Source organism: Haloarchaeobius amylolyticus (assembly GCF_042678045.1).
Taxonomy (GTDB): domain Archaea; phylum Halobacteriota; class Halobacteria; order Halobacteriales; family Natrialbaceae; genus Natrinema; species Natrinema amylolyticus_A.
Window position 1 is genome coordinate 101,370 of the sequence record NZ_JBHUDI010000005.1, and the last position, 23,405, is coordinate 124,774.

Here is a 23,405-nt window from a genome sequence, read left to right on the forward strand (position 1 = left end):
CCGCGGCTTGCGGTTCCGATACTGTCTCCTCGAGTGCTAGAGCTGATCGCCTGCAGTGGCTGATCCTGCCTAGATTACCGTCGGTCCGTGCTGTCGCGTTCAGTTTGCCGAACTGGATCGAGCCTTCACAGCCGGGAATCCCATCCCCTACACTAAATCCTATAGTGATATATCGAATCCGTTCTGACTGGCCTCGAATTCACGTGTCCGGGGTACTGTCCGTTCGGTTCGCTGATCGTCCCGTCTCCGATCGGCTGTTCGGCCAAACAGACTACCAGTTCGATATGAGTGTTGGAATAACGATCATTTCAGCGCCAGGTTTACACCGTCTGCGGACGTTCTGGCTTGTATACTACCGGACTTCGTCCAACGTATGGGACACACGATGACTGATGACGACGTTCCGCGCTCGCAAACCGGCGAGCGCGACGCGATCAGCAGCTACTCGTCGCTGCGGGCAGCCGGTAGCCGAGGCTGGTTCGGGCGATACTCGAGGACGCGCGGACGACCGTCGGTAACGGAGTCCGACGGATATCCGCAATAAACGATAGATCACTATGAACTGGGTTAGCTCATACGCGACTGATTGGACAGGACGGCGGTACGGCAAGTGTCGACGCCGACTCTGCCTGAGCGACGTGTTCAGGACGCTTTCGACGGTGTCTGAGACGAACGACGAGGGCGCACCCAGTACCGACCGGCGCTGCCAGCGCAGTTGCGGACGGAGACCGTTAACCGATGAGTGACTCACACACGTTTCAGGCAGAGCCGGCACAGATCCTGTTGGTCGAAGACAATCCCGGCGACGTTCGCCTGACCAGAGAGGCGTTCAAGCAGGGACGGATCGAAAACGACCTGCACGTCGTTTCTGACGGCAACGAGGCACTTTCGTTTCTCTCACAGGAAGGCGAATACGCCGATGCACCGCGTCCGGATCTCATTTTGCTGGATCTCAATCTCCCGGGGAAAGACGGCGAGGATATCCTCGAGGAACTCAAAAATGATCCGGCGCTGCGTTCGATCCCGGTGATCGTCCTGACGAGTTCCAGCGCGGAAGAGGATATCGCCAGGTCCTACGAACTCCACGCCAACGCGTACCTGACGAAACCGGTCGATCCCGACGAGTTCATCGAGACGGTCCGCGCCTTCGAGAAGTTCTGGTTCTCGGTCGTCCGGCTGCCACCGGAGGTCGATCGTTCATGAGCGAGCCGAACACCCAAACGATCGAGGAAGCGAACGCAAGGTCCGACGAGACGCTTCATATCCTCTTGATCGAGGACAACCCCGGCGACGCTCGCCTCATAGAGGAGATGCTCCACGGGGCCGAAGAGCTCACAAGGCGAATCAGTCGAACTGAAACAGCAGGCCAGACGCCCGAAATCACCCGCGAGATGCGCCTCGAGGAGGGTCTCGAGACGATCTCGTCCGAGCACATCGACGTCATCCTCCTCGATCTCAACCTCCCCGACAGCGAAGGGTTGTCGACGCTCGAGACGGTCCACGAAACGTCGGAGACGCCGATCGTCGTCCTCACCGGCCTCCGCGACCAGCAGGTCGGCGTCAAGGCGATCCAGCGTGGTGCCCAGGACTTTCTCGTCAAAGACGAGGTGACGAGCGAACTCCTGGTCCGGACGATCCACCACGCGATCGAGCGGGCCCGCCAACAGCGGGAACGCCAGCAGCAGCGCGAGCAACTCGAGGCGCTCAATCGGCTCAACCGGATCGGCCACGACATCACTCACGCGGTGATCACGACCGAGACGCGTGCGGAACTCGAACAGCAGGTCTGTGACCGGCTCACCGGGTCCGACGCCTATCGGTTCGCGTGGATCGGTGAGGTCAATCCGGGCAGTGACCGTGTCATCCCGAAAGCGGCGGCCGGCGTCGAAGAGGGATACCTCGACGAAATCGAAGTCACCGTCGACGAAGACGAGAAGAGCGGTCAGGGGCCGGCAGGCACGGCGATTCGGACTGGCCAGGTGCAGGTAATGAACGATGCCCGGACGGACCCCCAATTCGAACCATGGCGAGAGCAGGCACATGCCCGCGGGTATCGATCGTCAGCGGCGATTCCGATTATACACGAGGATCTCGTCTACGGCGTCTTAGGCGTCTACTCGTCGTCACCGCGAGCGTTCGAAGGCCCCGAAACCGCCGTCCTTGCCCGAACCGGCGACGTCATCGCCCACGCGATCACCGCGATCGAACGCCGGGATGCCCTGGTCAGCGACGCCGTCATCGAACTCGAGTTCCGCGTCGAGGAACTGGCCGAACCCCTGATCGAACTCTCGGCCGCCGAAGCGTGTACGATCACGATCGAGCAACTGGTGAGCGGTGACGAGACGCTCCTGGCGTACGGCTCGGCACGGGATGTCTCTCAGGACGCGTTCGTCGAGGCCGTCGACCGAACCGACGGCATCAGCGACGTTCGAGTCCTCTCGGCCAAACGTGACGAATTCGAGTTCGAACTCGTCGCACCGACGGCCGTCTCCCTGTTCGAGACGATCGCGACCCACGGCGGTCGCGTTGCCTCGGCGACGATCGACGACGGGGAGTACCGCTTCGTCGTCGAACTCCCGCGTGGTCGGGACACCCGCCAGATGATCGAGCTCATCCGCGCCCAGCGCGACGACATTACCTACCTGGCCCAGCGGACAGTCGAACGAAGCGAGCGCGGTGAGACCGGCGTGACGTCGGTCCTCGAGGACGAACTCACCGAGAAACAGCGGGCCGCCCTCGAGACGGCCTACTTCGGGGGCTACTTCGACTGGCCCCGCGAGAGCACCGGTGAGGAGATCGCCGACCGATTGGGTATCGCACCGGCGACGTTCAACCAGCACCTCCGGACGGCCGAGCGGAAGTTTTTCGAATCAGTGTTCGGCGAGTAGCGGCGGCGCGGTCGCTAGCTCGCTCGAGTTCGCTTCAAAATGGATCAAAACTGGTGGACGATTATGCCGCACCACGCGGTTCGGTCGCGGGCGGGGTCACGTCCTCGATCGGCCGGGACGCCATCGCAACGGAGACCATCGAGAGACCGGTCACGAGGAGGCTCACGCCCACGAGTAGGCCGATCGCCCAGGCTGCCGTGGCCGGGAAGCCGGCCCAGAGGAGGCCGGCGAGGAGCAGCGAGATGACGCCGCTGACGGCGATCGACGTCCGTCCCGGGGCCGCGCCCATCCACAGCGCCATCCCCAGTTCGACGATGCCATCGACGAACAGGTACGCCACGAGCGCCACCGTCAGGGTGACGAGCGCGACGGCGGGCGCTGCGAGCACGGCCAGCCCCGCGAGTGCCGAGACGATCGCAAGCGCTACCTGCCAGATCGAACCGCGCCAGCCGCGTGCCGTGAACGCGTGGACGCCGTGGACGATCCCGCCGACGACGAGGAGTGCCCCGAGTGCGACCGATACCGAAAGCCCGGTGACGACCGGAGCGGCCATCGCGAGGATGCCGACCAATCCGACGATCCCGCCTGCAATCGCGAGGGGCCGCCAGTCGTTCTCGAGAGAGTAGCCCTCGGCATACGTGGTGTCTGCTGTTTCACTGCTCATTGTTGTTCACCACCATTTTATACGTCGTATGCGTATATAATACAATTCTGCGATTTGACAGTATGTTCCAAGGGGAGACCGGTCCGAAACCTGGACGAACGGCGGTAGCAGGCCGATTCGCGGGAATCGAGCTCGGTCGGCGAACCACGACGATTATCCCAACGGGCCGTGATACCTCGAGCCATGACCGACGATCACGATGATCGTGAGTGTGACCTCTGTGGAGCGCGGGTTCCGGCCGCCGTCTACCACGAGCACCTGCTCAAGTCGTGTCCTGGCCGCTGATACTGGCCGGACAACGCGGTTCGGATACCGTGCGTCCGCAGCCGCTTACGTCTCCTCGACGTGGCGGATCTCGCAGGCGATCCCGCGCGTGCTCTCGGCCATCTCGCGGCCGAACATCTCGGCGCGACCGATGGCGAACGCCTTCGGCCCCTCGACGATCACCTCGTCGCCGACGCGGATGTCCTCGTCGGCGTCGACGACCCCCGGCGCGAGTACGCTGCCGTGGGGGACGAAGCCGTCGATCTCGACGCGTTTCGTCGGTGCGTTGCTGTCGACCCATCGCTTCGCTCCCGCGAGCGTAAACGACAGCGTCCCGTACTGGGGCACCATCGTCGCGAGCTGGGTGTCTTCGCTGTCGCGGACCTGGATCTTGGGGTACCGACCCGTGGTCTGAATGTCCGCGAAAAGGTCGTCGCCAGCGCCATCGCCCAGCAGGTAGTCCGCGATGGCACGAACGGTGTTGTGCTCGCGCTCGCGTTTGGAGTATTTGAGTTCGCCCGACAGCGCCTCGGCGAGGTTCGCAAGCGACTGCTCGTCGGTCGGGTGCTCGGCGACGGTGTAGGTGATCCCGAGGTCGAGTCGCTTCTCGACGCGCTCGACGATGTCTCGATACCCCTCGTCGGGGACGTGGGCGACGATCTTCGGATAGTCGTTGCGCTCGAGGTACCGCTGGAGGACTTCGGCCACGAACTCCTTCTCGTCTTCCGACCAGCGGCCCGTGACGACGGTGTCGTAGTGCTGGGCGGGGTAGGTCGTCTCGAGTTCCTGCGGGACGACGCCGATGGGACTGGTCATCGAAACGAGGTGGCCACGCCACTGGATGACGTCGTGGAACTGGCGGTGGCTCTGGGATTCGCTGTAGGGCTTGGTGGCCGAACAGGGGACGAGCACGAGCGGGTTGTCGAAGCGGTTGCGGTACCGCGTCGTCACCCGGTCGGCGAAGCGCTGGATCTCCACCCGTCGGAGTGTGTCCTCGGTCGCTGCGTTGATCTGGGCGTCTCGAAGGATGGGCGTGCGCTCCTCGAGATACCCCCACTGCGAATCGAGTTCGCGCATGGCGGCAGTGAGCCACTGGTCGTGGCGGGCCTGGCCCTCGAGATAGTCGCGAAGCCGGCCGTCGCGGATCCGCCGGCGGACGATCGCCAGTTCCGATGCGAGGGCGTGTCGGTTGTGTTCGGCACAGTCCTCGCGAGTGAACTCCTCGCGGGGCTGCTGGCAGGCCGGACACGAGCATGGCAGTTCGTCGAGATCCTCCAGGAAGTACGCCTCGTCGGTCGTGAGGTATCGCCCCTCCGTGCCCTTGACGACCGCCGCAGTCGCGTCGAAGAGATCGACGCCGGCGTAGGCCAGCAGCGCGACGTTTCGCGGCGTCGCGACCCCGGAGAACAGCAACGCGGTGTCGGCCGGGATCGCCTCGCGAACGTCGACGACGGCCTCGACCAGCGCCGCCCCGTGGCCCATCACCGACTGGACGTTCGAGAGGGCGTAGGCGTCCGTACCGTGGTCATCGACGTGCTCGCTCGAGACGACGGCGACGCTCGGATAGTCGACGTCGGGAGAGTCGACGGCAAAGGATTCCTGGACCTCTGTGGCGGTCCCGCCGGGGAACGCCCGGTGGGGGAGGACGGTGAGCGTCGACTCGTCTCCGTCGGGGACCTCGCGGGACTGGCTCCAGAGCGAGCCCGCGTCCTCGAGGACGTCGTCGACGAGTGCGGGCGTCGACCGCGGCGAGGAGAGGCGGAGTTCGCCCACGCGCGCGGCCCCGTCGCGCTCGTGCACTTCGAAATAGTCGGTCATACTCGATATGGCCGGGGCGGGCGAAAGAGGTTGTCGATCGTCCGTGACCGGACGCGAGCCAGCGAGCTGCCGGTTGCCTCGAGTAGTCCCTCTGTATTACTGGATAGTATTAACCAGAACATAGCCCAATACATTTTAAAAAATCAACCTTTATCATGTTTCAGTTGGGAATATATCACGATGCCTTCAGTATCGAAATCGATAGCGTACCTGCGATCGAACGACGGTCTCAGAGCGTTTCTGGCCGTGTTCATGGTTGCAGTCATTGGCGTAGCGACGCTCGGACTACCGGTCGTGTTCGGCGGCGCGACGACGACCGCCGAAGCAACCGAGCCTTCTCCGGAGATGGAATCGTACGACTCGGTCACACAGGCCGAGTCAGAACTCGGCCCGGCCGACGATATCTATCTCGGTGACAACGAGAGTGCGGTCCTCCACTACGAGGACGACTCAGACGTGGACAAGCTCGATATGGGCATGGACGTCAGTGAAGGGCTGGTTCACATGCTCGTTGTGGACGACATCGACGACCCGGACGAGGAACTCGAGTCGGCGAACTTCTCGGCGATGTTAGACCAACAGGGGCTCTCCGGAAGCGGCTCCATGGTCATGGAGCGACCTGACGACCTCGAGAGCTTCGATGCCGACGTCTCCGGTGAAGTCTCCGAGGACACCAACGAATTCGACGCGAGCACGTCCGGAACGTTCGACAGCCAGAGTACGAGCGCCGGGACGGGCAGTACGAGCGGTGAGGTGTCCGTAACGGCGGATCGGTTCGAGACGAGCGGCGACGTGACCGCCGAGATGGACAGCGCGGGTAGTGGGTCGGACATGTACGTCGATGCCTCCCTGACGGAGACAAGCAACGGGTACACGGTCGACGTCACTCAGGAACAGACCCTTACGCAATGGACGGCCAGTCAGTGGGAGACGCGCGAACAGGCCAGACAGACGCTTCAGGAACAGTACGGAACGCTCGCCACGTCGCTGGGCGGAACCAGCGAGATCGAGATCACGAACTACGACTTTCAAGAGGGAGCGGACGGGCAGTCCCAAGTTGACATCTCATACAGCGTTACGTACACCGGTATCGACGACGGCATCGAACAGCAGCTGACGGACCAGCTGACGGCCGATCGATCGACCGACCTGACCCGCTCGGAAGCACGCGAGATCGCGGCCAGCGTCACCGACGTCGAACTCGAGCAAATCGAGTTCATGCTCGACGTGAGTGACAACTCGATGGACGCCGAGTGGGACGTTGCGATCGCGAACTACGACGAGCTGACGTTCGCGATGTTCGATCTGATGGAAGCCACCGATACGACCGGACAGCTCCCCGAGGAGCAACTCGAGAACGCACGGGCGGCTATCGAGGCCCAGCAGGCGGCGAACCTCGAGTCGACGGTCTCCTGGGACGGCTCGGCCGAGCAATCGTCCGACGAAATCACGTTCGACGCGACAGTCACGGGCGATACGAAAAACTGGGACGCCTACATCGACGAACTCGAGTCCCGCGACATGGATGCGCCACACGACGTCACGTTCGAGCTGACGGCCGACACCGACGGTGACGAACTCTCGATGGACGGCAAGTTCGAACTCGAAGCGGAGGATCTGGCCGGCCAGGCGATCAACAGCTGGGCGGAATCGATCCAGAGCAGTGAGTCGTCGACGATGTCGCCGGAAACGGAGGAGTTCGTGTCGGCGCTGGACGAGTCCGAACTCGAGGTCGCTCGCATCGACGCCGGGCTCGAAGACGGCACGGTGCGCGTCGAAGCCGGTGCGCGGTTCGAAGACATGAGCAAGATCACCGACACGCTCACGGACAGCATGTCGATCAGCGGCGTCGCGACCGAACAGCACGACGAGACCGCGTCGATGTACGTCTACGTCGACGACATGGACGGGATCGACACCGCGTCGGCGACGAAGGCGGATCTCGAACACCTCGACGTGGTCGGCACCGAGACGACCGTCCACGAAGCCGGCGAGTGGGACGACGACCTCCCACAGGCCGATACCGACGCAATGAGTGAGTTCCTCGAGACCGAAGATGCGGAAAACACGTCCGAAGACGGTAACGACGACGAGGACTCGGATAGCGTTCCCGGCTTCGGGATCGGAGCCGCACTCGCGTCGCTTGCGGCACTGCTGACGGCGCTCGTGCTCGGCCGACGAGCGTAGACCACTGACCGGTTATATCGACTGAATCTTTCTTTTGGCTGGTTTCTGGGACGGTCCACAGACGGTCGTAGCTGTACAGGAACGAACGGCTGGATGACGCGATCAGCGCACGGCGACGCCTATCGTCGCCAGCGACTGCCGTCGGCCGGGACTATCGTCGCCAGCGACTGTTATTTCGGGAATTGGACCACATCTTGTTTATCGGCCGCTAGCTAACGTCTCGTATGGACGTGCCAACTGTTGGTCCGGATGATGACCGACGTATCACCCGTCGAACGGTCTTGGGCGGCGTCGGGGCCGCCTCCATCGCAGCGCTTGCCGGCTGTTCCGGTGGGGGCGGAAACGGTGACGGGTCCGAGTCGGTCCCCGATCCTATCACCATCGACGAAGGGAAAGAGTGCGATCAGTGTGGGATGATCATCGGGAACTATCTCGGACCCGCCGGCCAATCCCACTACGAGGATCCGACAGCAGTGCTCGAGGAGGACCGCCCGGCACAGTTCTGCAGTTCGCTCTGTACGTACACGTTCACCTTCGAACACGAGTCCGAAAGCGAACCGCAGGTCAGCTACCTGACGGACTACTCGACGGTCGACTACGAGGTCGACGAAAGCAGCGACCCTGCAACGATCTCCCGACATCTCGAGGCCGAGGCCTTCGGCGACGTCACGGAACTAACGATGGTCGCAGACAGCGACGTCGAGGGTGCGATGGGACAGTCGATCATCGGGTTCAGCGACGCCGACGAGGCCGACGAGTTCCAGTCCGAATACGGCGGTGATGTCTACGAACACGACGACGTCTCGCAGGAGCTGGTCAGCTCGCTGAGGGCGATGTGAGCACGGCCCCTCGAGCACGCTGATCGGCCGCGGAAAGCGCCACCGATCGATTCATCTCTTTTTTGATGTCGTCTCCGAGACCGTCAGTCCGAACAGTATTGCCGGCTACCGGTTCAGGACCCACGTCGCGGTCCCCAGCGACGCGGCCGTCCAGACGGCGAAGCTCACCAGACTTGCAACCGGCGAGGCGGCTGCCGGACCAGTCCCCGCCGCCACGACGATCGCGCTCTCGAAGACGAGCCCCCGGTATGCACTCAGCGGACTGATCGCGAGCGCGTACACGAGGCTCCCGTCGCCGATCGTCCCGGCCGAAAACCCGTAGACGAGCGCCAGGTCCAGCCCGACGAGCAAGACGACGAGCGCGACGACTGACAGCGCGATCGCACTGCGCGTCCCGCTGACCACGGCCGAGATGGCGATCGCGATCGCGAGGACCGTCAGCGCAAAGAGGATCGTCAGGACGACGAACCGTCCGAACAGGATCGGTGAGTCGACACCCGAATGAGATGCATAGAGGGTCCGACCCTCCTCTTTGGCGACGACGACGGTCATCGCGGTGATGACGAGCGGCGCCACGATCGCAGTCAGCAGGCCGATCGCTCTCCCGACGTAGACGCCGGCGACGATCTCGCGGCTCGAGACGGGATAGGTCTTCAAAACGTCGAGTTCGCCACGCTCTGCATCGCCGAGGATCGCGCGATAGCCAAAGGCGATGGCGACGACCGGGACGAGCAACTCGAGTGGGGTGAGCAGATCGACCAGCGTCGGGACGTAGCCGGCGCGGACGCTCCCGCTGACCCAGGTGATCCCCAGGACGACGGCGGCGAATGCGAGCGCGAGAATGAAAAACGTCCGCGTCCGCACGATCGTCCGGAGTTCCCGTCCGATGATCGTCTCGAGGACGTGTTTCGATCCGGGTGCGGTCGTCCGTGACCGATCGGAGCGGGTTCCTCCGCCGGCGGTATCGCCCGGACGGATCGCATCGTCGCTCATGCGTGATCACCCACGACCTGCACGGTATCGCGGTGGCCACCCACGGCGTGCTCGTACACACGTCGCAGGGTGTCCCCGCCCACTCGAGCCCGAACGTCGGCGATCGGTCCTTGTTCGGCGATGCGGCCGTCAGCGAGTATCAACAGGTCGTCGGCGACCTGTTCGACGAGCTCCAGATCGTGGGAGCTCAACAGAACCGCGATCCCCTCGTCGGCGAGGTCGGCGGCGACGTCGAAGACGTGCAGTCCCATGCTCGGATCGAGCCCACTGCCCGGCTCGTCCAGGATGACGATCGGTGGATCGCCGATCGTCGCCTGTGCGATGCCGAGCAATCGGGTCATCCCACCGGAAAGCGCCTCGACCGGTCGGCTGGCTGCGTCCTCGAGCCCGACCCGTTCGAGCTGTGCCATCGCGTCCGTCTCGTCGCCGCCGACGAGTGACGCGTAGAAGCGAAGCGTTTCCAGTGCGGTAAATCCGGGTCGGAACGCCGGATGCTGGGGGAGATAGCCGATCTCACGTGCGGTGTCGGGGCCGTTGTATGTCACCTCCCCGGCCGTCGGCTCGTGGAGGCCGGCGAGATCGCGAATCAGCGTCGACTTGCCGGCTCCGTTCGGGCCGATCAGGGCCGTCACTCGGCCGCGTTCAATACTCACAGAGACGTCTCGAAGGACCGAGACCGTCCCGTAGTCGTGGTCGATACCAGTCGCCTCGAGAATTGGTGTCATATCAGTCATTGCTCGTCGTCCGCGTCAGTTCGTAGCAGGTCCAGGCTTCGTCGTCCCATTCGGTCTGGGAGAGCAGTTCGGGATTGTTCGGTTCGCAACTCGGTGCCCGATCGACGACGCTCCCGGTTCGCATGCCGGGGACCGACCCCTCGAGCCCGGCGAGGGCCTTGAGTGCGGGTGCCCGGGTGAGTGTCGGCGTCCCGTCGGTGCGGTGGAGTCGTTTGTCGAGGGGATCGGTCGGCGAGTACGACAGGTCCGACTGGTCGCCGTTGGCGATGCCAGCGCCCCCCTGCCAGTAGTTGCCATCGCCGCCGTGGCTCCAGATCCGCAGCGGGCCGGACATCGCGGTGGCGTGTTCGTCGTTACCGACGAAGTCGTTGCCAACGACGCGGTTCGTCGGTAACATGGCGCTTGCCTCCGCACCCAGGTCGTTCCCGACGATGACGTTGTGCTCGTAGATCGACGACGTCGAGGCGATGCGGAGTCCGAGGTCGTTGCCTTCGGCGATGTTGTGCGCGACGTAGTTCGCCGAGCCGCCCGGGCTGAGGGCGTCTGCCGCGTCACGGACCGTGTTACCGACGACGGCGTTGCGTTCCGGTCCAGTCATGATGACGATGCCCGTGTCCGCCTGTCCGCGGAGGTCGTTGTCCGCGAGGAGGCTGTCGCCGGTATACATCAGGTGGGTGCCGAGGAAGTTGCCCTCGATCGTGTTCGAGCGGACGATCGTCTCCGGCGAGCGATACAGGTAGACGCCGTTTCGGCCACCCGTGAACGTCGAGTCCTCGACGACGCTCGGCGACTGGAACAACAGGACGCCGGCGAGACCCGACATCGGGTCGTCCGGCGCCGACACCGTCACGTTTCGGATGACGGCGTCGTCACTCTGGTAGACGATGACGCCGCTTGCCGGCGTGTCGATACTGACGTTCTCGACGCGGAGGCCGTCGGCGTTATACGCCGAGATCCCGGCGTCGGTTCCGGCGTAGTACCGCAGGAAGGACGCGTCCCACGCTCCCTCGTCGATGTCGACGGGCAGGTCGCCGCCCTCTCGCGTCACGTTGCCGACGCCAGTGATGTCGAGCCCGCGGACCGCGACCCGCTCGCTGGTAACCGTGACGACAGAGCCGTTCCCGTTACCGCGAAGCGTCGCGTTCCCCTCACCGGCCAGCGTGATCGGCCGATCGATCTCGAGTTTCTCCTCGTACGTTCCCTCGGGAACGACGACCGTCGTGTTCGCCGGTGCCTGATCGATCGCGTCCTGAACGGAGTCCGTATCCTCGCCGACGACCACCGAGGTCGGCCGCTCGAGGTGTGCAGACGTGTTGTCGACCCGTGCGTCCGCCTGTCGCTGACGGTCGGTCACGCGGTCACGGGCGACTGCTGCGTCGTCGCGGTCGAACGATTGCCCGAGGACCGACTCCCAGCCATGGATGGTCCCGCCGTACTCGTCGGCAAACGCCTGTGCATCTTCGCGGTCGGCGAAGGGGACCACGGTGTTGCCGGCTGGGGTTTGTGCGTCACTGCCGACGACGAACGACGCCGTTTCGGCGTCGGTCCACCCCGGTGATGACTCGGTAACCGGGTAGCCGTTCTCGTTGAGTTCGACACCAGTCTCGCTGTAGTCGGAGACGTAGACCGTCAGCGGATAGCCAAAGCGCTGTTCGTGTGCGGGTTGGCGTTGCTGGTCTACGAACGTCTCGACGCCGTAGTAGCCGACGACGTACTGGTACTGTGAGTAGAATACCTGTGCGCGCGGGAGGTCGACCTCGTCGGAGAGTGCGTACTCGGACTCGAGTGTGAGTCCGACGGTCACCGTATCGTCGAAGGCGACGGGATCGGGAGACGTCGATCCCACGTCGACGACGAACAGCCCGACAGCACCGAGCGCAACGACGAGGAGAAGACCCAAAAAGACGGTGCTAAGAGAGCGGTCGATCACGGTCGTCCGTTCGCCTCCACGGGAGATATATCGTCTGGTCTATTCCTCGAACCGACTGTCAACGGCGCTGATAGTCGCTATGCCGACTCGAGATAGGTCGCCGTCGCGGACGTGTGGCCGCGATTGAACGAGAGGATCTTGATTCGGATCACGTCCGTCACTTCACAGTCGGTGGGAACGTCCTCGACGAAGACGACGAACCCCTCGATCTTGCCGACCGCTCGGCGCTCGCCGGAGTGGTGATCGGTGAACTCGCGGATCGCGACCGTCTCGACGTCGCCGATGTCGACCGGCGGCTCGCGTTGCTGGGCCTCTCGGTGACGTTTCCGGGACCGTCCCTCCTCGGCTGAGCCACCGCGGACGCGGGTGAACAGCCACGAGCCAACCAGAATGGTGATGAACGCGCCGACGGCGAGCGTTGCTGGGCCTGGTCCGAGCATACCCCAACCGGTCGGCGCCTCGCTATTCGGTGTTCCGGTCCGGGACGCTGGGTTGCACTACGCCGCGGTGAGATCGACGAGCGCCACGTCGTCCGGGACACGCTCGAGGACAGCCGCAGGCCACCCGTCGTGGGCGAGCGTAATCTCCGCGTTCGGGTTCACGTTCACGAGCCGCGCGACACCGTCGGCCGCGGCCGCGAGGGCGGCCCGGTCCGTTCGGTCGGGAACTTCGGCGGTCAGCGGATAGCTCTTCGAGAGCGCCCGCGGGAACGGGCCGAAGGGCGGTTCGACGCGCCAGGACTCGTCGTACTCGTCGCCACGCGGCGCGTCCCCCTCAGTCAGCAGCAGGGAGTCCGGTACCGACAGCCGCTCGAGACGCTCGTGGTGGCGCACGACTTCTGGCCGGCGTGCGCTCTCGTGGGACGTGTAGAAGAACGATCCCTTCGAGACGGGGTCCGACCGCTCGAGTTGCGCGGCGTGATCGAGCAGGGTCCGATAGCCGTCGAGCATCGTCGGGTGTGCGCGAGCGCGCTGTTCGACGAGCTCGATGAGGTTGCCGGCGCGGATCGCCTGCTTGATCCGCCGGATCTCGGCGAACGTGACGTGGAGGTTGTGGGCGGCCAGCTCCGACTCGCGTTCGTCGTCGGGGAGCGCGCGGAGTTCGTCGGGCGAGTGGTCGGTACAGACGGCACACGAACAGGGGAAGTAGTCGATGTCCTCGAGTGCCCGGGTGCCCCGGACCGTCAGATAGCGGTCGTCGCGGGCGTAGAGCGCGTAGGCCGCTGAATCGAACAGGTCACAGCCCATCGCGACCGCGAGCGCGAACATCATGGGGTGGCCGGCACCGAAGAGGTGGACGGGCGCGTCGGCTCCCAGGCCGCGTTTGGCGGCGGCGACGGCGTCGATCATGTCGTCGTAGCGGTAGTCGTTCATCAGCGGGACGACCGCGCCGACCGGGAAGACGTCGAGGTCGGTCCCCTCGGCGTGCCGACCCGCCCTCTCGCGCAGGTCCGGGTACGTCGAGCCCTGGACGGGCGCGCTGACGAGCATCTCGCCCGTGTCGACGTCTTCGGCGATCTCGAGTCGCTCCTGGGTCGTCTCGAGTTCCCGTTCGGCTTGCTCGCGGGGCACGTCCGGCGGGGTCGGAATGTCGACGGGTGTCGCGATGTCGGAGCCGATCTCGTGCTGGAAGGCGAGGATCTCCTCGGTCGTGACGGAGATCTCGCCGTATTCGGAGAGCTGGAAGGAGCCGGAGTCGGTCATGATCGCGCCCGGGAAGTCGAGCATATCGTGGAGGCCGTCCGCGAGGGCGCGTTCGCGGAGGTCGTCGTCGCCGTGGATAATATAGGAGTTCGTAATGAGAATCTCGGCACCGAACTCGTCGGCGAGTCGGCGGGGGCTGATCGTGTCCAGATTGGGATTGATCACCGGCAACAACGCCGGAGTTTCGACGGTGACGTCGGCACGGGGAACGGAGAGTTCACCGATACGGCCGCCGGCGTCGGTGTCCCGGATTTCGAAGCACTCGCGCATTGCCCGCCAGTTGGGCCGTCGGACGTAAGACGTGACGGTTTTCGACCCGCCAGCGTCGAGCCGCCGACGAGACGCGTCGTCGCCTGTGCGTCGACACGAGGGGAGACGAAGGCGCTTTACGCGCTGGCCCGCTTGCGTCTCCTAATGAGCAAACCCACGCCCGACGTCTACGAGCAGGGCAAGGGCATGGACGCCCACAACAAGGTCATGCGCGAGATCCGCTCGCGAAAGGAGGCCAGCTACGATCCCCACGAGCCGACCCGCGTCTGGCTCGACGAGGACAACACCCCCGACGGCGTCAAGACGAGTCTGACGATCATTCTCAACACCGGCGGCTGCCGGTGGGCCCGCGCCGGCGGCTGTACGATGTGTGGCTACGTCGCCGAAAGCGTCGACGGCGGCAGCGTCTCCCACGAGGCGCTGATGAACCAGATCGACGTCTGTCTCGAGCACGAACAGGAAAACGCCGGTGAGCTAAGCTCACCGAGCAGTCGGACACAGTCCGACGACGGCGACGAACGCGCCGACCTCATCAAGATCTACACCTCCGGCTCCTTCTTGGACGAGCGCGAGGTCGGCGCGGAGAGCCGTCGTGCGATCGCCGACACCTTCGCCGACCGCGACCGCATGGTCGTCGAGTCGCTGCCCGACTTTGTCGACCGCGAGAAGATCGCCGACTTCACCCAACACGGGCTCGACACCGACGTCGCGATCGGCCTCGAGACGGCGACCGATCGGGTACGCCACGACTGCGTGAACAAGTACTTCGACTTCGCGGACTTCGAGGACGCCTGTGCCGAGGCCGCGGCCGCCGACGATGCGGCGGGTGACGACGCCGAGGCAGGGATCAAGGCCTATCTGCTGATGAAACCGCCGTTCCTCACGGAATCGGAGGCCGTCGACGACATGATCTCGTCGATCGAGCGCTGTGCCGACGTCGATGGCTGTCACACCGTCTCGATGAACCCGTGTAACGTCCAGCGCTACACGATGGTCGACGAACTCTACTTCAACGACGGCTACCGGCCGCCGTGGCTCTGGTCGGTCGCTCACGTCCTCGAGAAAACGGCGGACGTCGACGCCATCGTTGTCTCGGACCCGGTCGGCCACGGCTCCGATCGGGGGCCGCACAACTGCGGGGAGTGCGACGACCTCGTCCAGAAAGCGATCAAGGACTTCGACCTGCGTCAGGACCCATCGGTCTTCGAGCAGGTGTCCTGTGAGTGTGAACTGACCTGGGAGACAGTCATGGAGCGTGAACGGAGCTTCAACCAGCCGCTGACCCGATAAGGCAGACGGCAGCCGACGGGGCCACGTACTTCCTGCCCGGTCGGTTACTGATTGCTATGGCACGCCCGTCGCTGTGGAACTACGTCAACGAACTCGAGCCCACACTGTTGATCCTCGTCGGTTTCATCCTGTTCGTCGTTCCCGAGCCGGCAACCTCCGCGTTCGGCGCGGGGCTCATGCTCCTCGGCGCGAGCTGGTGGGTCTACGAGTGGGGCCGCTAGCGTCGCTGCGAGCCGACTTGCCAGTGGTCGTCTCGCTCGGCAGCGGGCAGGAAAAACGCTGTTACAGCGGTTACTGCGTTACGCCGACTCGAAGCCGCGGAGAACGCCCTGGCCGTCTGTCGAGCCGACGTCGGGCAGGGTCACGCGTTCGGGGTGGGGCATCAACACCGCGACGGAGTCGCGCTCGCCGAGGATCCCGGCGATGTCGTGTTTCGAGCCGTTCGGGTTCGCCTCCGGCCCCGTCTCGCCGTTCTCGTCACAGTACCGGAAGAGCACGCGGTCCTCGTCCTCGAGGTCGGCCAGTCGGTCGTCGCTGATCTCGTAGCGACCCTCGGCGTGAGCGATCGGAATCTCGAGGACGTCGCCCTCGTCGTAGGCGCGCGTCCAGGGCGTGTCGTCGCGCTCGACGCGCACGTAGACCGGCTCACACTGGAAGCGGGCGCTCTCGTTGGTTGTAAAGGCGCCGTCGGTGAGACCGGACTCGCAGCCGATCTGGGCGCCGTTGCAGACGCCGAGGACGGGCACGCCGTCGGCGGCAGCCTCGCGGACCTCCTCCATGATCGGCGCGCGGGCCGCCATCGCGCCGGCACGGAGGTAGTCACCGTACGAGAACCCACCGGGGAGCATGATCCCCGTCGTGTCCTCGGGGAGGCCATCTTCGTGCCAGACGATTTCGGCGTCGACGTCGAGGTGCTCGAGGGCGCGTTCGGCGTCGCGGTCGCAGTTCGAGCCGCCGAAGCGAATGATTGCGACGGTCATCTACCGCTCGTCGACCTCCACGTCGTAGTCGTGGATGGTCGGGTTCGCCAGCAGCCGTTCTGCCATCTCGTCGGCGCGCTCGCGCGCGTCGTCCGCGGAGTCGGCCTCGAGGTCGACCTCGAAGCGGTCGGCCGAGCGCAGCGCCTCGAGTTCGAAGCCAAGCCGCTCTAAGGCCTGCTTGGTCGTCTCGGCCTCGGGATCCAGCACGCCACGCTTGAGTCGAACCGTCACCGTCGCGGTGTAGGCGGTCATTACCTGATACCCCGTAACCGTGCTCAAAAACGCTTTCGCCTTGGCTCCGTAATGCACGTTCGTGGATACTGGTGTCCGCGTGCCGATGTCGGTACCCACTGCATTACTGGCGCCCAGCCGACGATCGGTCTCCACCATTGACGCCCGTCCGACGGTGTTCGCGATCGAAGCGAGCGCCAGCAGTAGGTTGGGAGTTTGCCGTCCGGGATGGCACTGGTCGTCCGAGATAATGCGGGCGATTCTCACTCGTCTCCACGGAAAGCAGGACTTTTAGCCACTCGTGGACTGTGATCCGTCGTGATGAACCGAGAATCGCTCGAGCGGAGGTGGCAGCGTTGACGACTGACGTAACCGAAATTACGGTGATCGGAGACGACGACACCGGGCTCATCGCCCGCGTGACGAGCCTCCTGTTCGAGCGCGGGATCAACATCGAAGATCTCGATCAGGCGGTTCGTGACGGCGTCTTCCGGATGTATCTGGCTGTCGACACGTCTGAGATGGTCTGTACCGAGGAGACGCTTCGATCGGATCTCCACGAGCTCGGCGACGACCTCGGCCTGGACGTCCAGGTACGGTTCCCCGCCGACCGCGAGCACCAGCAGATCGCCGTCCTCGTCACGAAAGAGAGCCACTGTCTCGAGGCGCTGTTCGAGGCCTGGGCCAACGACGAGCTCGGCGCGGACATCGGCGTGGTCATCGGCAACCACGACGATCTCCAGCCGCTGGCCGAACACTACGACGTGCCCTTCCACGACATCGGTGATGACGGTGGCCAGCAAAACGAAGAGCGCCTCCTCGAACTGCTGGCCGAGTACGACGTCGACCTGATCGTCCTCGCGCGGTATATGCGCATTCTCAGCCCCAACGTGGTCTTTCGCTACGAGGACCGCATCATCAACGTCCATCCCTCCTTGCTGCCGGCGTTCCCCGGCGCGGAGGCCTATCGGCAGGCGATCGAAGAAGGCGTGCGGGTCGCTGGCGTCACTGCCCACTACGTCACGACCGACCTCGATCAGGGACCGATCATTACCCAGCGCGCGTTCGATGTCCCCGACGACGCCGATTTAGACGAGATGAAACGCCGTGGCCAGCCACTGGAGGCCGACGCCTTGCTCGAGGCCGTCCAGCTCCACTTGAACGGCGACGTGTCGGTCCACCGCGGCCGAACCTCGGTCCGCGAGAACGGCACCAAGTACCAGCTCGGCCTGCCCGACGAACTCGATGAATTCACGCCGGACCGGCCGGTCGACGGGATCGGCAGCGCGGTCGCACAGGACCAGTAATCGCTGCGTCGATCACAGATCTCGTTCGGTTTTTCGAGTCGACGATCAGGGGTCGATCGACGTCGTCCAGCGCTCGAGGCAATCGTCGCTACAGAAGTAGTCGTAGACGGTCGTCCCTGCTTCGACGGTCGTCACGACGCGGTGTTCTGACGTCGATTCTACGGGCTCGCCACACTGTCGACAGTCGGGTGCGTCTTCGGTCGCCGATTCAGTCATCAGTTACCACGTGGCATGATGTCCACTTGAACGACTCTCTTGCGGCGGTATCCGCCACGCCGAGTCTGCCGGGTCGAGACTGTATCTCACGGTTGCTGGTTCCGTTATCAGTTCTCTCGACCGGTCGCCACACCCTCGACCAGCGGGTCGTGGCCGTCACCGAGCTGGGCCGTCAGTTCCCGTCTCGCTTTGTCGGACAGCGAGACCGCGGGCGGCAGTCTTATCGCCGGTACTGCCGTACCCTGGAATGGTATGGCACAGCAAGAAGTCCAACAGGAGGTCTACGTCGATCAGTACACGCTCGGTCTCGTCGGACCGGATCAGGAGTGGGCCGGAACCGTCGCGGACGGTGGCACGATCGAGACGTATACGCCGCCGGGCTGCTGGGGGCCGATGATCACACCGGAGTTCCACGGGGGCCACGAGGTCACCCGTCCGGTCCGCGTCGAGGGGGCATCGGTCGGTGACGCCGTCGCGATCCACATTCGGGACATGTCGGTCACGAGCATGGCCACGAGTACGGGCTCGATGGCTGAACGGGAGGATGCCTTCGGCGACGACCCGTTCGTCGACCACCGCTGTCCGGAGTGTGGCACCGAGTGGCCCGAGTCGGTCGTCGAGGGAACCGGCGAGGACGCGATCAAGTGCGCCGAATGTGGTGCGAACGCCTCGTCGTTCGGCTTCGAGTACGGCTACACCGTCGCCTTCGACGACGACCACACCGTCGGGATCACGCTCGACGAGGATGGTGCCCACGAACTCGCCGAAGACGCCGCCGAGGTGATGGACATCCCCGAGAACTCCCGTCAGCACCCCATCCTGCTGTACGAGCCCGGCGAAATGCCCGGCACGCTGGGTCGACTGCGCCCCTTTATCGGAAACATCGGGACAACGCCGCCAGTCACGCTGCCTGACTCGCACAACGCGGGTGACTTCGGCCAGTTCCTCATCGGTGCCGAGCACGACTACGGCCTCGCGGACGAAGCCGACCTCGAGGACCGCACCGACGGCCACATGGACATCCCACAGGTCCGGCCGGGTGCGACGCTCATCTGTCCCGTCAAGATCGACGGGGCCGGCATCTACGTCGGCGACCTGCACGCGAATCAGGGCGACGGCGAACTCTCACTGCACACGACCGACGTCAGCGGTACCGTGCGAATAGACGTCGAGGTTATCGACGGCCTCGACCTCGACGGGCCGATCCTCCTGCCCCCCGAGGAGGACCTGCCCTTTATCAGCAAACCCTACAGCGACGACGAACGCGACGCCGGCCGCGAACTCGGTGCGGAACACGGCGTCGACGTGGAAGCGGACATGGGACCGATCCAGGTGATCGGCTCCGGCGCGACGGTCAACGACGCCACACAGAACGCCTTCGACCGCGCCACCGACCTGCTCGACATGAGCGAAGGCGAGGTCCGCTCGCGGTGTACGTTCACCGGCGGCGTCCAGATCGGCCGCCTCCCCGGCGTCGTGCAACTCGACATGCTCGCACCGTTGGACGTGCTCGAGGAGCGCGGCATCGACCATCTGGTGCGCGAGCAGTACGACCTCTGAGACGGTCTGCTGTACCGATGTCCCGGTGCAACCCAAGACACGCGGTTGCGCCGAAAATGACGGACAGGATCCGTCTAAGCCGGCTCACCCGTCGGTCGAGCCACCTTGCACGGCCGGCATCAGCGTCAGTTCGGCGTCGTTCGACACCGGAGCCTCGAGCGGCGCACGTTCGCCGTTGACCGTCACTCGAACGCTCGAGCGAACCTCGTCGCCGTCGTAGAGATACGGGGTCGCCCGCGGATATGCGGCGGTGAACTCGGCTATCGCATCCGAAACGGTCGTTCCCGTAAACTCGAGGGTGATCGTCTTCTCGCCGGTCGCGCTTCGGAGCGGCCCGTACACTGTGACGTCCATAGTCGATGTTGGACTCGAGCGATCAAATATCGTCGCCACGAAGCGCGGGGCGAACACCCGGACTCGAGGACGGCAGCCACCACCACCGTATTCGCGCCTGCCACTGCGTGGCGCAGCCACTTGGTTCACGTTGACATACGTACGCTGGACGATGATCAAGTTCGACCGATATCTCTGGGCGATCGGTCATATTCAACGCCGGCGGCTCCTCCTCGAGCTACTGGAAACGCCCGCGATCCACACGAGCGAGCTGAATATGAGCGAGGGAGAAACGAAGCTCCTGCTCGCGGAGGTGAAACACGCCCATCTGCCGAAGTTATCGGATCACGACGTTATCGACTGGAATCCGGAACGGAACCGGATAAAAAGAGGGTCGAAGTTCGAGGAGGTCAAGCCGCTGCTCGAGCTGTTAGATGCCAATCGAGAGCGGCTTCCCGACGGCTGGGTGTGATACGGTCTGCTGTACGGCATTCTCGGTGCACCCGCAGGACAGTCGCAGTTGCACCGGGACATCGGTACAGTAGACCGTCTGAGTCCCCGCAAGCGCCGCGTTCGCCAACGGGCGTTCGGAACAGAATCCGGTCGTCAGAGACGCTGGACCGCGCCGATCGCGCTCGAGAGCGGCGGCGCCTCGAAGAACTCCCGGCCAGTGTAGGCGTTGGCCCCCGCACAGTACATGTCGCGGGCGGTCTCGAGGACTTCATCCTCGAGGGACTCGGGCTCTTCCTCGCAGAGGGATTTCCAGTCGGCGATGTCTTCCCGCTTTGCCTCGGCTTTGGCGGTGTCGACGGCTTCGACCCAGTCGGGCTGGGTGCGCTTGTGGTACTGGCGCAGGACTTCCTTCGAGAGCTGAGTGCCCTCGTAGCTAAAGCGGTTCTCGTCGAAGGTGCCGACGACGTCGGCAACGCGGATCTCGCCCTGATAGTAGAGGCACTCGATCTTGCCGTCCTCGTGGACTAGACCCGCGGAATCAGCCTGTTCCGTAATGATCCGGTTGACCTCGCGGGCGACGGCCTCGAGGTCGTCGATGGCGGCCACGCCGGCAATGGCGTCGGCCTCCGCGTGATCGAGGTAGCGGTCGCCCTCCTCGTATTTCGTGGAGAACTCGACGATCGGCTCCTCGAGGTCGACGACCTCGTCGGGCCAGGTCTCGAAGTCGAGGTCGTGGTCGGCGGGATCGGTCCGACGGCGCAGACTCGAGCCGACGGGCACCCGGTTGCGGAAGACGATCTCGAGGGGAATCAGGTAGTTCTCGCCGGCTGCCTCGTGGTAGTGGTCGTAGTCGTATTCGCGTCCCTCGTGGGGAAGGTCGGGCACCTGCGTCAGGTCGATAGCCATCTCCCAGGGCGGATGCGAGGCGTCCTCGAGCGGGATGACATCGCCGTTCTCGACCACGCCGCGGTAGTGGGTCGGGACGCCTTCGGACTCGAGCAGTTCGAAGTTGAACGCGCCCATCGTACAGAGGGTTGCACCCTTCTGTGGGATCTGGTCGGGCATCTTCCCCCAGTCGAACACCGAGTAGTCGTCGGTGAACACGAACGATCCCCGACCGAGGTCGTCGTCGGTCGCTTCCTCCTCGATACGGAACTCTTTGACGCTCGTCATTCGAGACACCCCAGCACGTGTCCGTCGCCGCAGTTCATACCCCAGTTGCCGTGGCCGGACCGTAAGAAGGTTTCAGTATCGGGCCAGTAACCGCCACAGCCGTTGACGGGGAATCAACACGTGGACCCCCGGAACGGACAGGATACCGGATCCATCACCCTTTTCTCACTGTACGAGCATGGGTATTTCGATGGAGCGACCGGTTACCGAGGCCGACCTCGAGTTCGAACACGTTCCCGAGACCGACCAGTCTTTCGAGAACGCGCTGGCGAAGGCACGCGATGGCGACCGACTCACGGTCGACGACGCGATCGAATTACTTACGACGGGGACTGACACCCACGGGATCGATCGCCGGCGAAAGGAGCGCGTCCTCGAGGCGGCCGACCGCCGGCGCGCGGAGCAGGTCGGCGAGGAGGTCACCTTCATCGCGAATCTGAACAACAACGTTACCACGGCCTGTAACGTGGGCTGTCTGTTCTGTAATTTCAAAGACGCCGCCCACACGTTCGAACGCGAGACCGACCTCGAGACCGCGGGCTTTACGAAAACGCCAGCGGAGTCACGCGAAATCGTCGCCGATGCCGTCGACCGCGGCATTTACGAAGTGACCTCGGTCTCCGGTCTCCATCCTGCGTTCGCGCTCGACGACGAGCACCGAGAGATTCTCGAGGCCCATCCGAACCCGAAAGAGATCAACTACAAGCCACCCGAAGCGTACGAGACCAACCCCGGCACCTACACGGACCAAATTTCGGCGATGAGCGTCGGCGATGTCCACGTCCATTCGATGACCCCTGAGGAGGTCTATCACGCCCGCCGGGGGACAGACTGGGACTACGAGGAGGTCTACCGGCGACTGAAAGACGCGGGACTCGATACGGTTCCCGGGACCGCCGCCGAGATCCTCGTCGAGGAGGTCCGCGAGGTGATCTGCCCGGGCAAGATCAGTACGGAGGGGTGGCTCGAGGCCATGGAGGCCGCCGCGTCCGTCGGGCTCGACATGACGGCGACGATCATGTACGGCCACGTCGAGAACGAGGCCCATCGTGCGATGCACCTGCAACGCGTCCGCGAACTACAGGATCGGACAGGCGCGATCACCGAGTTCGTTCCCCTCTCTTTCATCTACCAGAACACGCCGCTGTTCGAACACGACATCGTGTCGGGTGGGGCGAGCACCGACGAGGACGAATTGCTGATCGCCGTCTCGAGACTCTTCCTCGACAACATCGACCACATCCAGTCCTCGTGGGTCAAGTACGGCGACGAGCAAGGATTGAAACTGCTCAACTGTGGTGCCGACGACTACATGGGGACGATCCTCTCCGAGGAGATTACCAAGCGCGCCGGCGGCGGCTACGGCGAATTCCGGTCGTTCGCGGATTACGTCGAGATGATCTCTTCGATCGGACGCGTTCCCGTCGAACGCTCGACCGACTACGAGACGCGACGGGTCATCGATCCCGACGATCCGCCCTTTGGCCCGCAACTCGGGCCGAAGGCGGACGGAACGCCGCTGCTGACGCGACAAGAACGCGAGACACGAGCGGCTCCTGCCGATGACTGATC

The 23,405-nt window shown here is 64.3% G+C and carries 22 protein-coding genes; 10 read left to right on the forward strand and 12 right to left on the reverse strand.

The window, feature by feature from the left end; all coding sequences use genetic code 11:
* Positions 1-738 precede the first annotated feature (738 nt).
* Together ACFR99_RS09335 and ACFR99_RS09340 are read left to right on the forward strand one after the other, a co-directional pair.
* Positions 739-1,203 carry a response regulator gene (locus ACFR99_RS09335; protein ID WP_390286606.1) on the forward strand — a complete coding sequence of 155 codons (465 nt, stop codon included), beginning with the start codon at positions 739-741 and terminating at the stop codon, positions 1,201-1,203.
* Complete coding sequence (locus tag ACFR99_RS09340; RefSeq protein WP_390286608.1) at positions 1,200-2,888, forward strand: bacterio-opsin activator domain-containing protein; 1,689 nt, start codon at positions 1,200-1,202, stop codon at positions 2,886-2,888. The genes ACFR99_RS09335 and ACFR99_RS09340 overlap by 4 nt, the downstream gene beginning before the upstream one ends.
* A 61-nt stretch (positions 2,889-2,949) precedes the next feature.
* Here the strand turns inward: ACFR99_RS09340 and ACFR99_RS09345 are convergent, their stop codons facing one another.
* Both ACFR99_RS09345 and arcS read right to left on the reverse strand, forming a co-directional pair.
* Complete coding sequence (locus ACFR99_RS09345) at positions 2,950-3,552, reverse strand: HdeD family acid-resistance protein (protein ID WP_390286610.1); 603 nt, start codon at positions 3,550-3,552, stop codon at positions 2,950-2,952.
* A gap of 330 nt (positions 3,553-3,882) precedes the next feature.
* A complete protein-coding gene (gene arcS, locus ACFR99_RS09350) occupies positions 3,883-5,634 on the reverse strand; it encodes an archaeosine synthase subunit alpha (RefSeq protein WP_390286611.1) in 1,752 nt (583 codons plus the stop codon).
* A gap of 180 nt (positions 5,635-5,814) precedes the next feature.
* Between arcS and ACFR99_RS09355 the strand changes: the two genes are divergently transcribed.
* Both ACFR99_RS09355 and ACFR99_RS09360 read left to right on the forward strand, forming a co-directional pair.
* The gene (locus ACFR99_RS09355; RefSeq protein WP_390286613.1) at positions 5,815-7,821 is read left to right on the forward strand and encodes a hypothetical protein; all 2,007 of its coding nucleotides are present in this window, start codon (positions 5,815-5,817) and stop codon (positions 7,819-7,821) included.
* Between the two features lie 224 nt (positions 7,822-8,045).
* The gene (locus tag ACFR99_RS09360) at positions 8,046-8,660 is read left to right on the forward strand and encodes a nitrous oxide reductase accessory protein NosL (RefSeq protein WP_390286615.1); all 615 of its coding nucleotides are present in this window, start codon (positions 8,046-8,048) and stop codon (positions 8,658-8,660) included.
* A gap of 105 nt (positions 8,661-8,765) precedes the next feature.
* Here the strand turns inward: ACFR99_RS09360 and ACFR99_RS09365 are convergent, their stop codons facing one another.
* From ACFR99_RS09365 to tgtA, 5 genes are all read right to left on the reverse strand, one after another.
* A complete protein-coding gene (locus ACFR99_RS09365; RefSeq protein ID WP_390286617.1) occupies positions 8,766-9,653 on the reverse strand; it encodes an ABC transporter permease in 888 nt (295 codons plus the stop codon).
* Positions 9,650-10,387: an ABC transporter ATP-binding protein gene (locus ACFR99_RS09370; protein ID WP_390286619.1), complete on the reverse strand. Its 738-nt coding sequence runs from the start codon at positions 10,385-10,387 to the stop codon at positions 9,650-9,652. Before ACFR99_RS09370 ends, ACFR99_RS09365 begins: the two co-directional genes overlap by 4 nt.
* Positions 10,380-12,317, reverse strand: a complete 1,938-nt coding sequence (locus tag ACFR99_RS09375; RefSeq protein WP_390286621.1) for a NosD domain-containing protein — start codon at positions 12,315-12,317, stop codon at positions 10,380-10,382. The genes ACFR99_RS09370 and ACFR99_RS09375 overlap by 8 nt, the downstream gene beginning before the upstream one ends.
* Positions 12,318-12,394: 77 nt before the next feature.
* On the reverse strand, positions 12,395-12,757 hold the full coding sequence (locus tag ACFR99_RS09380; RefSeq protein WP_390286623.1) for a TRAM domain-containing protein: 363 nt from the start codon (positions 12,755-12,757) through the stop codon (positions 12,395-12,397).
* A 57-nt stretch (positions 12,758-12,814) separates the two neighbouring features.
* Positions 12,815-14,290, reverse strand: coding sequence for a tRNA guanosine(15) transglycosylase TgtA (tgtA, locus tag ACFR99_RS09385; RefSeq protein WP_390286625.1), 1,476 nt, complete (start codon positions 14,288-14,290; stop codon positions 12,815-12,817).
* Between the two features lie 144 nt (positions 14,291-14,434).
* Between tgtA and ACFR99_RS09390 the strand changes: the two genes are divergently transcribed.
* Positions 14,435-15,580 (forward strand): archaeosine biosynthesis radical SAM protein RaSEA, encoded by a 1,146-nt coding sequence (locus ACFR99_RS09390; protein WP_390286627.1) that lies wholly within the window; start codon positions 14,435-14,437, stop codon positions 15,578-15,580.
* A gap of 56 nt (positions 15,581-15,636) precedes the next feature.
* Positions 15,637-15,801 (forward strand): hypothetical protein, encoded by a 165-nt coding sequence (locus tag ACFR99_RS09395; RefSeq protein ID WP_390286629.1) that lies wholly within the window; start codon positions 15,637-15,639, stop codon positions 15,799-15,801.
* 78 nt (positions 15,802-15,879) lie between these two features.
* Here ACFR99_RS09395 and purQ read toward each other — a convergent pair whose 3' ends face one another.
* Positions 15,880-16,560, reverse strand: coding sequence for a phosphoribosylformylglycinamidine synthase I (purQ, locus tag ACFR99_RS09400; RefSeq protein ID WP_390286631.1), 681 nt, complete (start codon positions 16,558-16,560; stop codon positions 15,880-15,882).
* Entirely contained in the window at positions 16,561-16,812 is a 252-nt protein-coding gene (purS, locus tag ACFR99_RS09405) for a phosphoribosylformylglycinamidine synthase subunit PurS (protein ID WP_390286633.1), read from the reverse strand.
* A gap of 326 nt (positions 16,813-17,138) precedes the next feature.
* Here purS and ACFR99_RS09410 point away from each other — a divergent pair, with 326 nt between their 5' ends.
* On the forward strand, positions 17,139-18,098 hold the full coding sequence (locus ACFR99_RS09410) for a formyltetrahydrofolate deformylase (RefSeq protein ID WP_390286635.1): 960 nt from the start codon (positions 17,139-17,141) through the stop codon (positions 18,096-18,098).
* Between the two features lie 45 nt (positions 18,099-18,143).
* On the opposite strand, the gene ACFR99_RS09415 is transcribed toward ACFR99_RS09410, so the two are convergent.
* Positions 18,144-18,314, reverse strand: a complete 171-nt coding sequence (locus ACFR99_RS09415) for a DUF7576 family protein (RefSeq protein WP_390286637.1) — start codon at positions 18,312-18,314, stop codon at positions 18,144-18,146.
* Positions 18,315-18,566: 252 nt separating this feature from the next.
* Here ACFR99_RS09415 and ACFR99_RS09420 point away from each other — a divergent pair, with 252 nt between their 5' ends.
* Positions 18,567-19,874, forward strand: a complete 1,308-nt coding sequence (locus ACFR99_RS09420; RefSeq protein WP_390286639.1) for an acetamidase/formamidase family protein — start codon at positions 18,567-18,569, stop codon at positions 19,872-19,874.
* A gap of 84 nt (positions 19,875-19,958) precedes the next feature.
* Here the strand turns inward: ACFR99_RS09420 and ACFR99_RS09425 are convergent, their stop codons facing one another.
* On the reverse strand, positions 19,959-20,228 hold the full coding sequence (locus tag ACFR99_RS09425) for a MoaD/ThiS family protein (RefSeq protein WP_390286641.1): 270 nt from the start codon (positions 20,226-20,228) through the stop codon (positions 19,959-19,961).
* A gap of 151 nt (positions 20,229-20,379) precedes the next feature.
* On the opposite strand from ACFR99_RS09425, the gene ACFR99_RS09430 reads away from it, so the two are divergent.
* On the forward strand, positions 20,380-20,679 hold the full coding sequence (locus tag ACFR99_RS09430) for a transcriptional regulator (RefSeq protein WP_390286643.1): 300 nt from the start codon (positions 20,380-20,382) through the stop codon (positions 20,677-20,679).
* Between the two features lie 134 nt (positions 20,680-20,813).
* Here ACFR99_RS09430 and ACFR99_RS09435 read toward each other — a convergent pair whose 3' ends face one another.
* Entirely contained in the window at positions 20,814-21,833 is a 1,020-nt protein-coding gene (locus ACFR99_RS09435; protein ID WP_390286645.1) for a phosphoribosylaminoimidazolesuccinocarboxamide synthase, read from the reverse strand.
* 190 nt (positions 21,834-22,023) lie between these two features.
* Here ACFR99_RS09435 and cofH point away from each other — a divergent pair, with 190 nt between their 5' ends.
* A complete protein-coding gene (gene cofH, locus ACFR99_RS09440; RefSeq protein ID WP_390286647.1) occupies positions 22,024-23,403 on the forward strand; it encodes a 7,8-didemethyl-8-hydroxy-5-deazariboflavin synthase subunit CofH in 1,380 nt (459 codons plus the stop codon).
* Positions 23,404-23,405: the final 2 nt, after the last annotated feature.

Coding starts and splice junctions, on each gene's coding strand:
- purQ (WP_390286631.1), bottom strand. CDS start 16,560: ATGACCGTCGCAATCATTCGCTTCGGCGGCTCGAACTGCGACCGCGAC.
- ACFR99_RS09340 (WP_390286608.1), top strand. CDS start 1,200: ATGAGCGAGCCGAACACCCAAACGATCGAGGAAGCGAACGCAAGGTCC.
- purS (WP_390286633.1), bottom strand. CDS start 16,812: ATGACCGCCTACACCGCGACGGTGACGGTTCGACTCAAGCGTGGCGTG.
- ACFR99_RS09370 (WP_390286619.1), bottom strand. CDS start 10,387: ATGACTGATATGACACCAATTCTCGAGGCGACTGGTATCGACCACGAC.
- ACFR99_RS09335 (WP_390286606.1), top strand. CDS start 739: ATGAGTGACTCACACACGTTTCAGGCAGAGCCGGCACAGATCCTGTTG.
- ACFR99_RS09430 (WP_390286643.1), top strand. CDS start 20,380: ATGATCAAGTTCGACCGATATCTCTGGGCGATCGGTCATATTCAACGC.
- arcS (WP_390286611.1), bottom strand. CDS start 5,634: ATGACCGACTATTTCGAAGTGCACGAGCGCGACGGGGCCGCGCGCGTG.
- ACFR99_RS09390 (WP_390286627.1), top strand. CDS start 14,435: ATGAGCAAACCCACGCCCGACGTCTACGAGCAGGGCAAGGGCATGGAC.
- ACFR99_RS09355 (WP_390286613.1), top strand. CDS start 5,815: ATGCCTTCAGTATCGAAATCGATAGCGTACCTGCGATCGAACGACGGT.
- ACFR99_RS09365 (WP_390286617.1), bottom strand. CDS start 9,653: ATGAGCGACGATGCGATCCGTCCGGGCGATACCGCCGGCGGAGGAACC.
- ACFR99_RS09435 (WP_390286645.1), bottom strand. CDS start 21,833: ATGACGAGCGTCAAAGAGTTCCGTATCGAGGAGGAAGCGACCGACGAC.
- ACFR99_RS09425 (WP_390286641.1), bottom strand. CDS start 20,228: ATGGACGTCACAGTGTACGGGCCGCTCCGAAGCGCGACCGGCGAGAAG.
- ACFR99_RS09360 (WP_390286615.1), top strand. CDS start 8,046: ATGGACGTGCCAACTGTTGGTCCGGATGATGACCGACGTATCACCCGT.
- tgtA (WP_390286625.1), bottom strand. CDS start 14,290: ATGCGCGAGTGCTTCGAAATCCGGGACACCGACGCCGGCGGCCGTATC.
- ACFR99_RS09415 (WP_390286637.1), bottom strand. CDS start 18,314: ATGACTGAATCGGCGACCGAAGACGCACCCGACTGTCGACAGTGTGGC.
- cofH (WP_390286647.1), top strand. CDS start 22,024: ATGGAGCGACCGGTTACCGAGGCCGACCTCGAGTTCGAACACGTTCCC.
- ACFR99_RS09420 (WP_390286639.1), top strand. CDS start 18,567: ATGGCACAGCAAGAAGTCCAACAGGAGGTCTACGTCGATCAGTACACG.
- ACFR99_RS09345 (WP_390286610.1), bottom strand. CDS start 3,552: ATGAGCAGTGAAACAGCAGACACCACGTATGCCGAGGGCTACTCTCTC.
- ACFR99_RS09395 (WP_390286629.1), top strand. CDS start 15,637: ATGGCACGCCCGTCGCTGTGGAACTACGTCAACGAACTCGAGCCCACA.
- ACFR99_RS09380 (WP_390286623.1), bottom strand. CDS start 12,757: ATGCTCGGACCAGGCCCAGCAACGCTCGCCGTCGGCGCGTTCATCACC.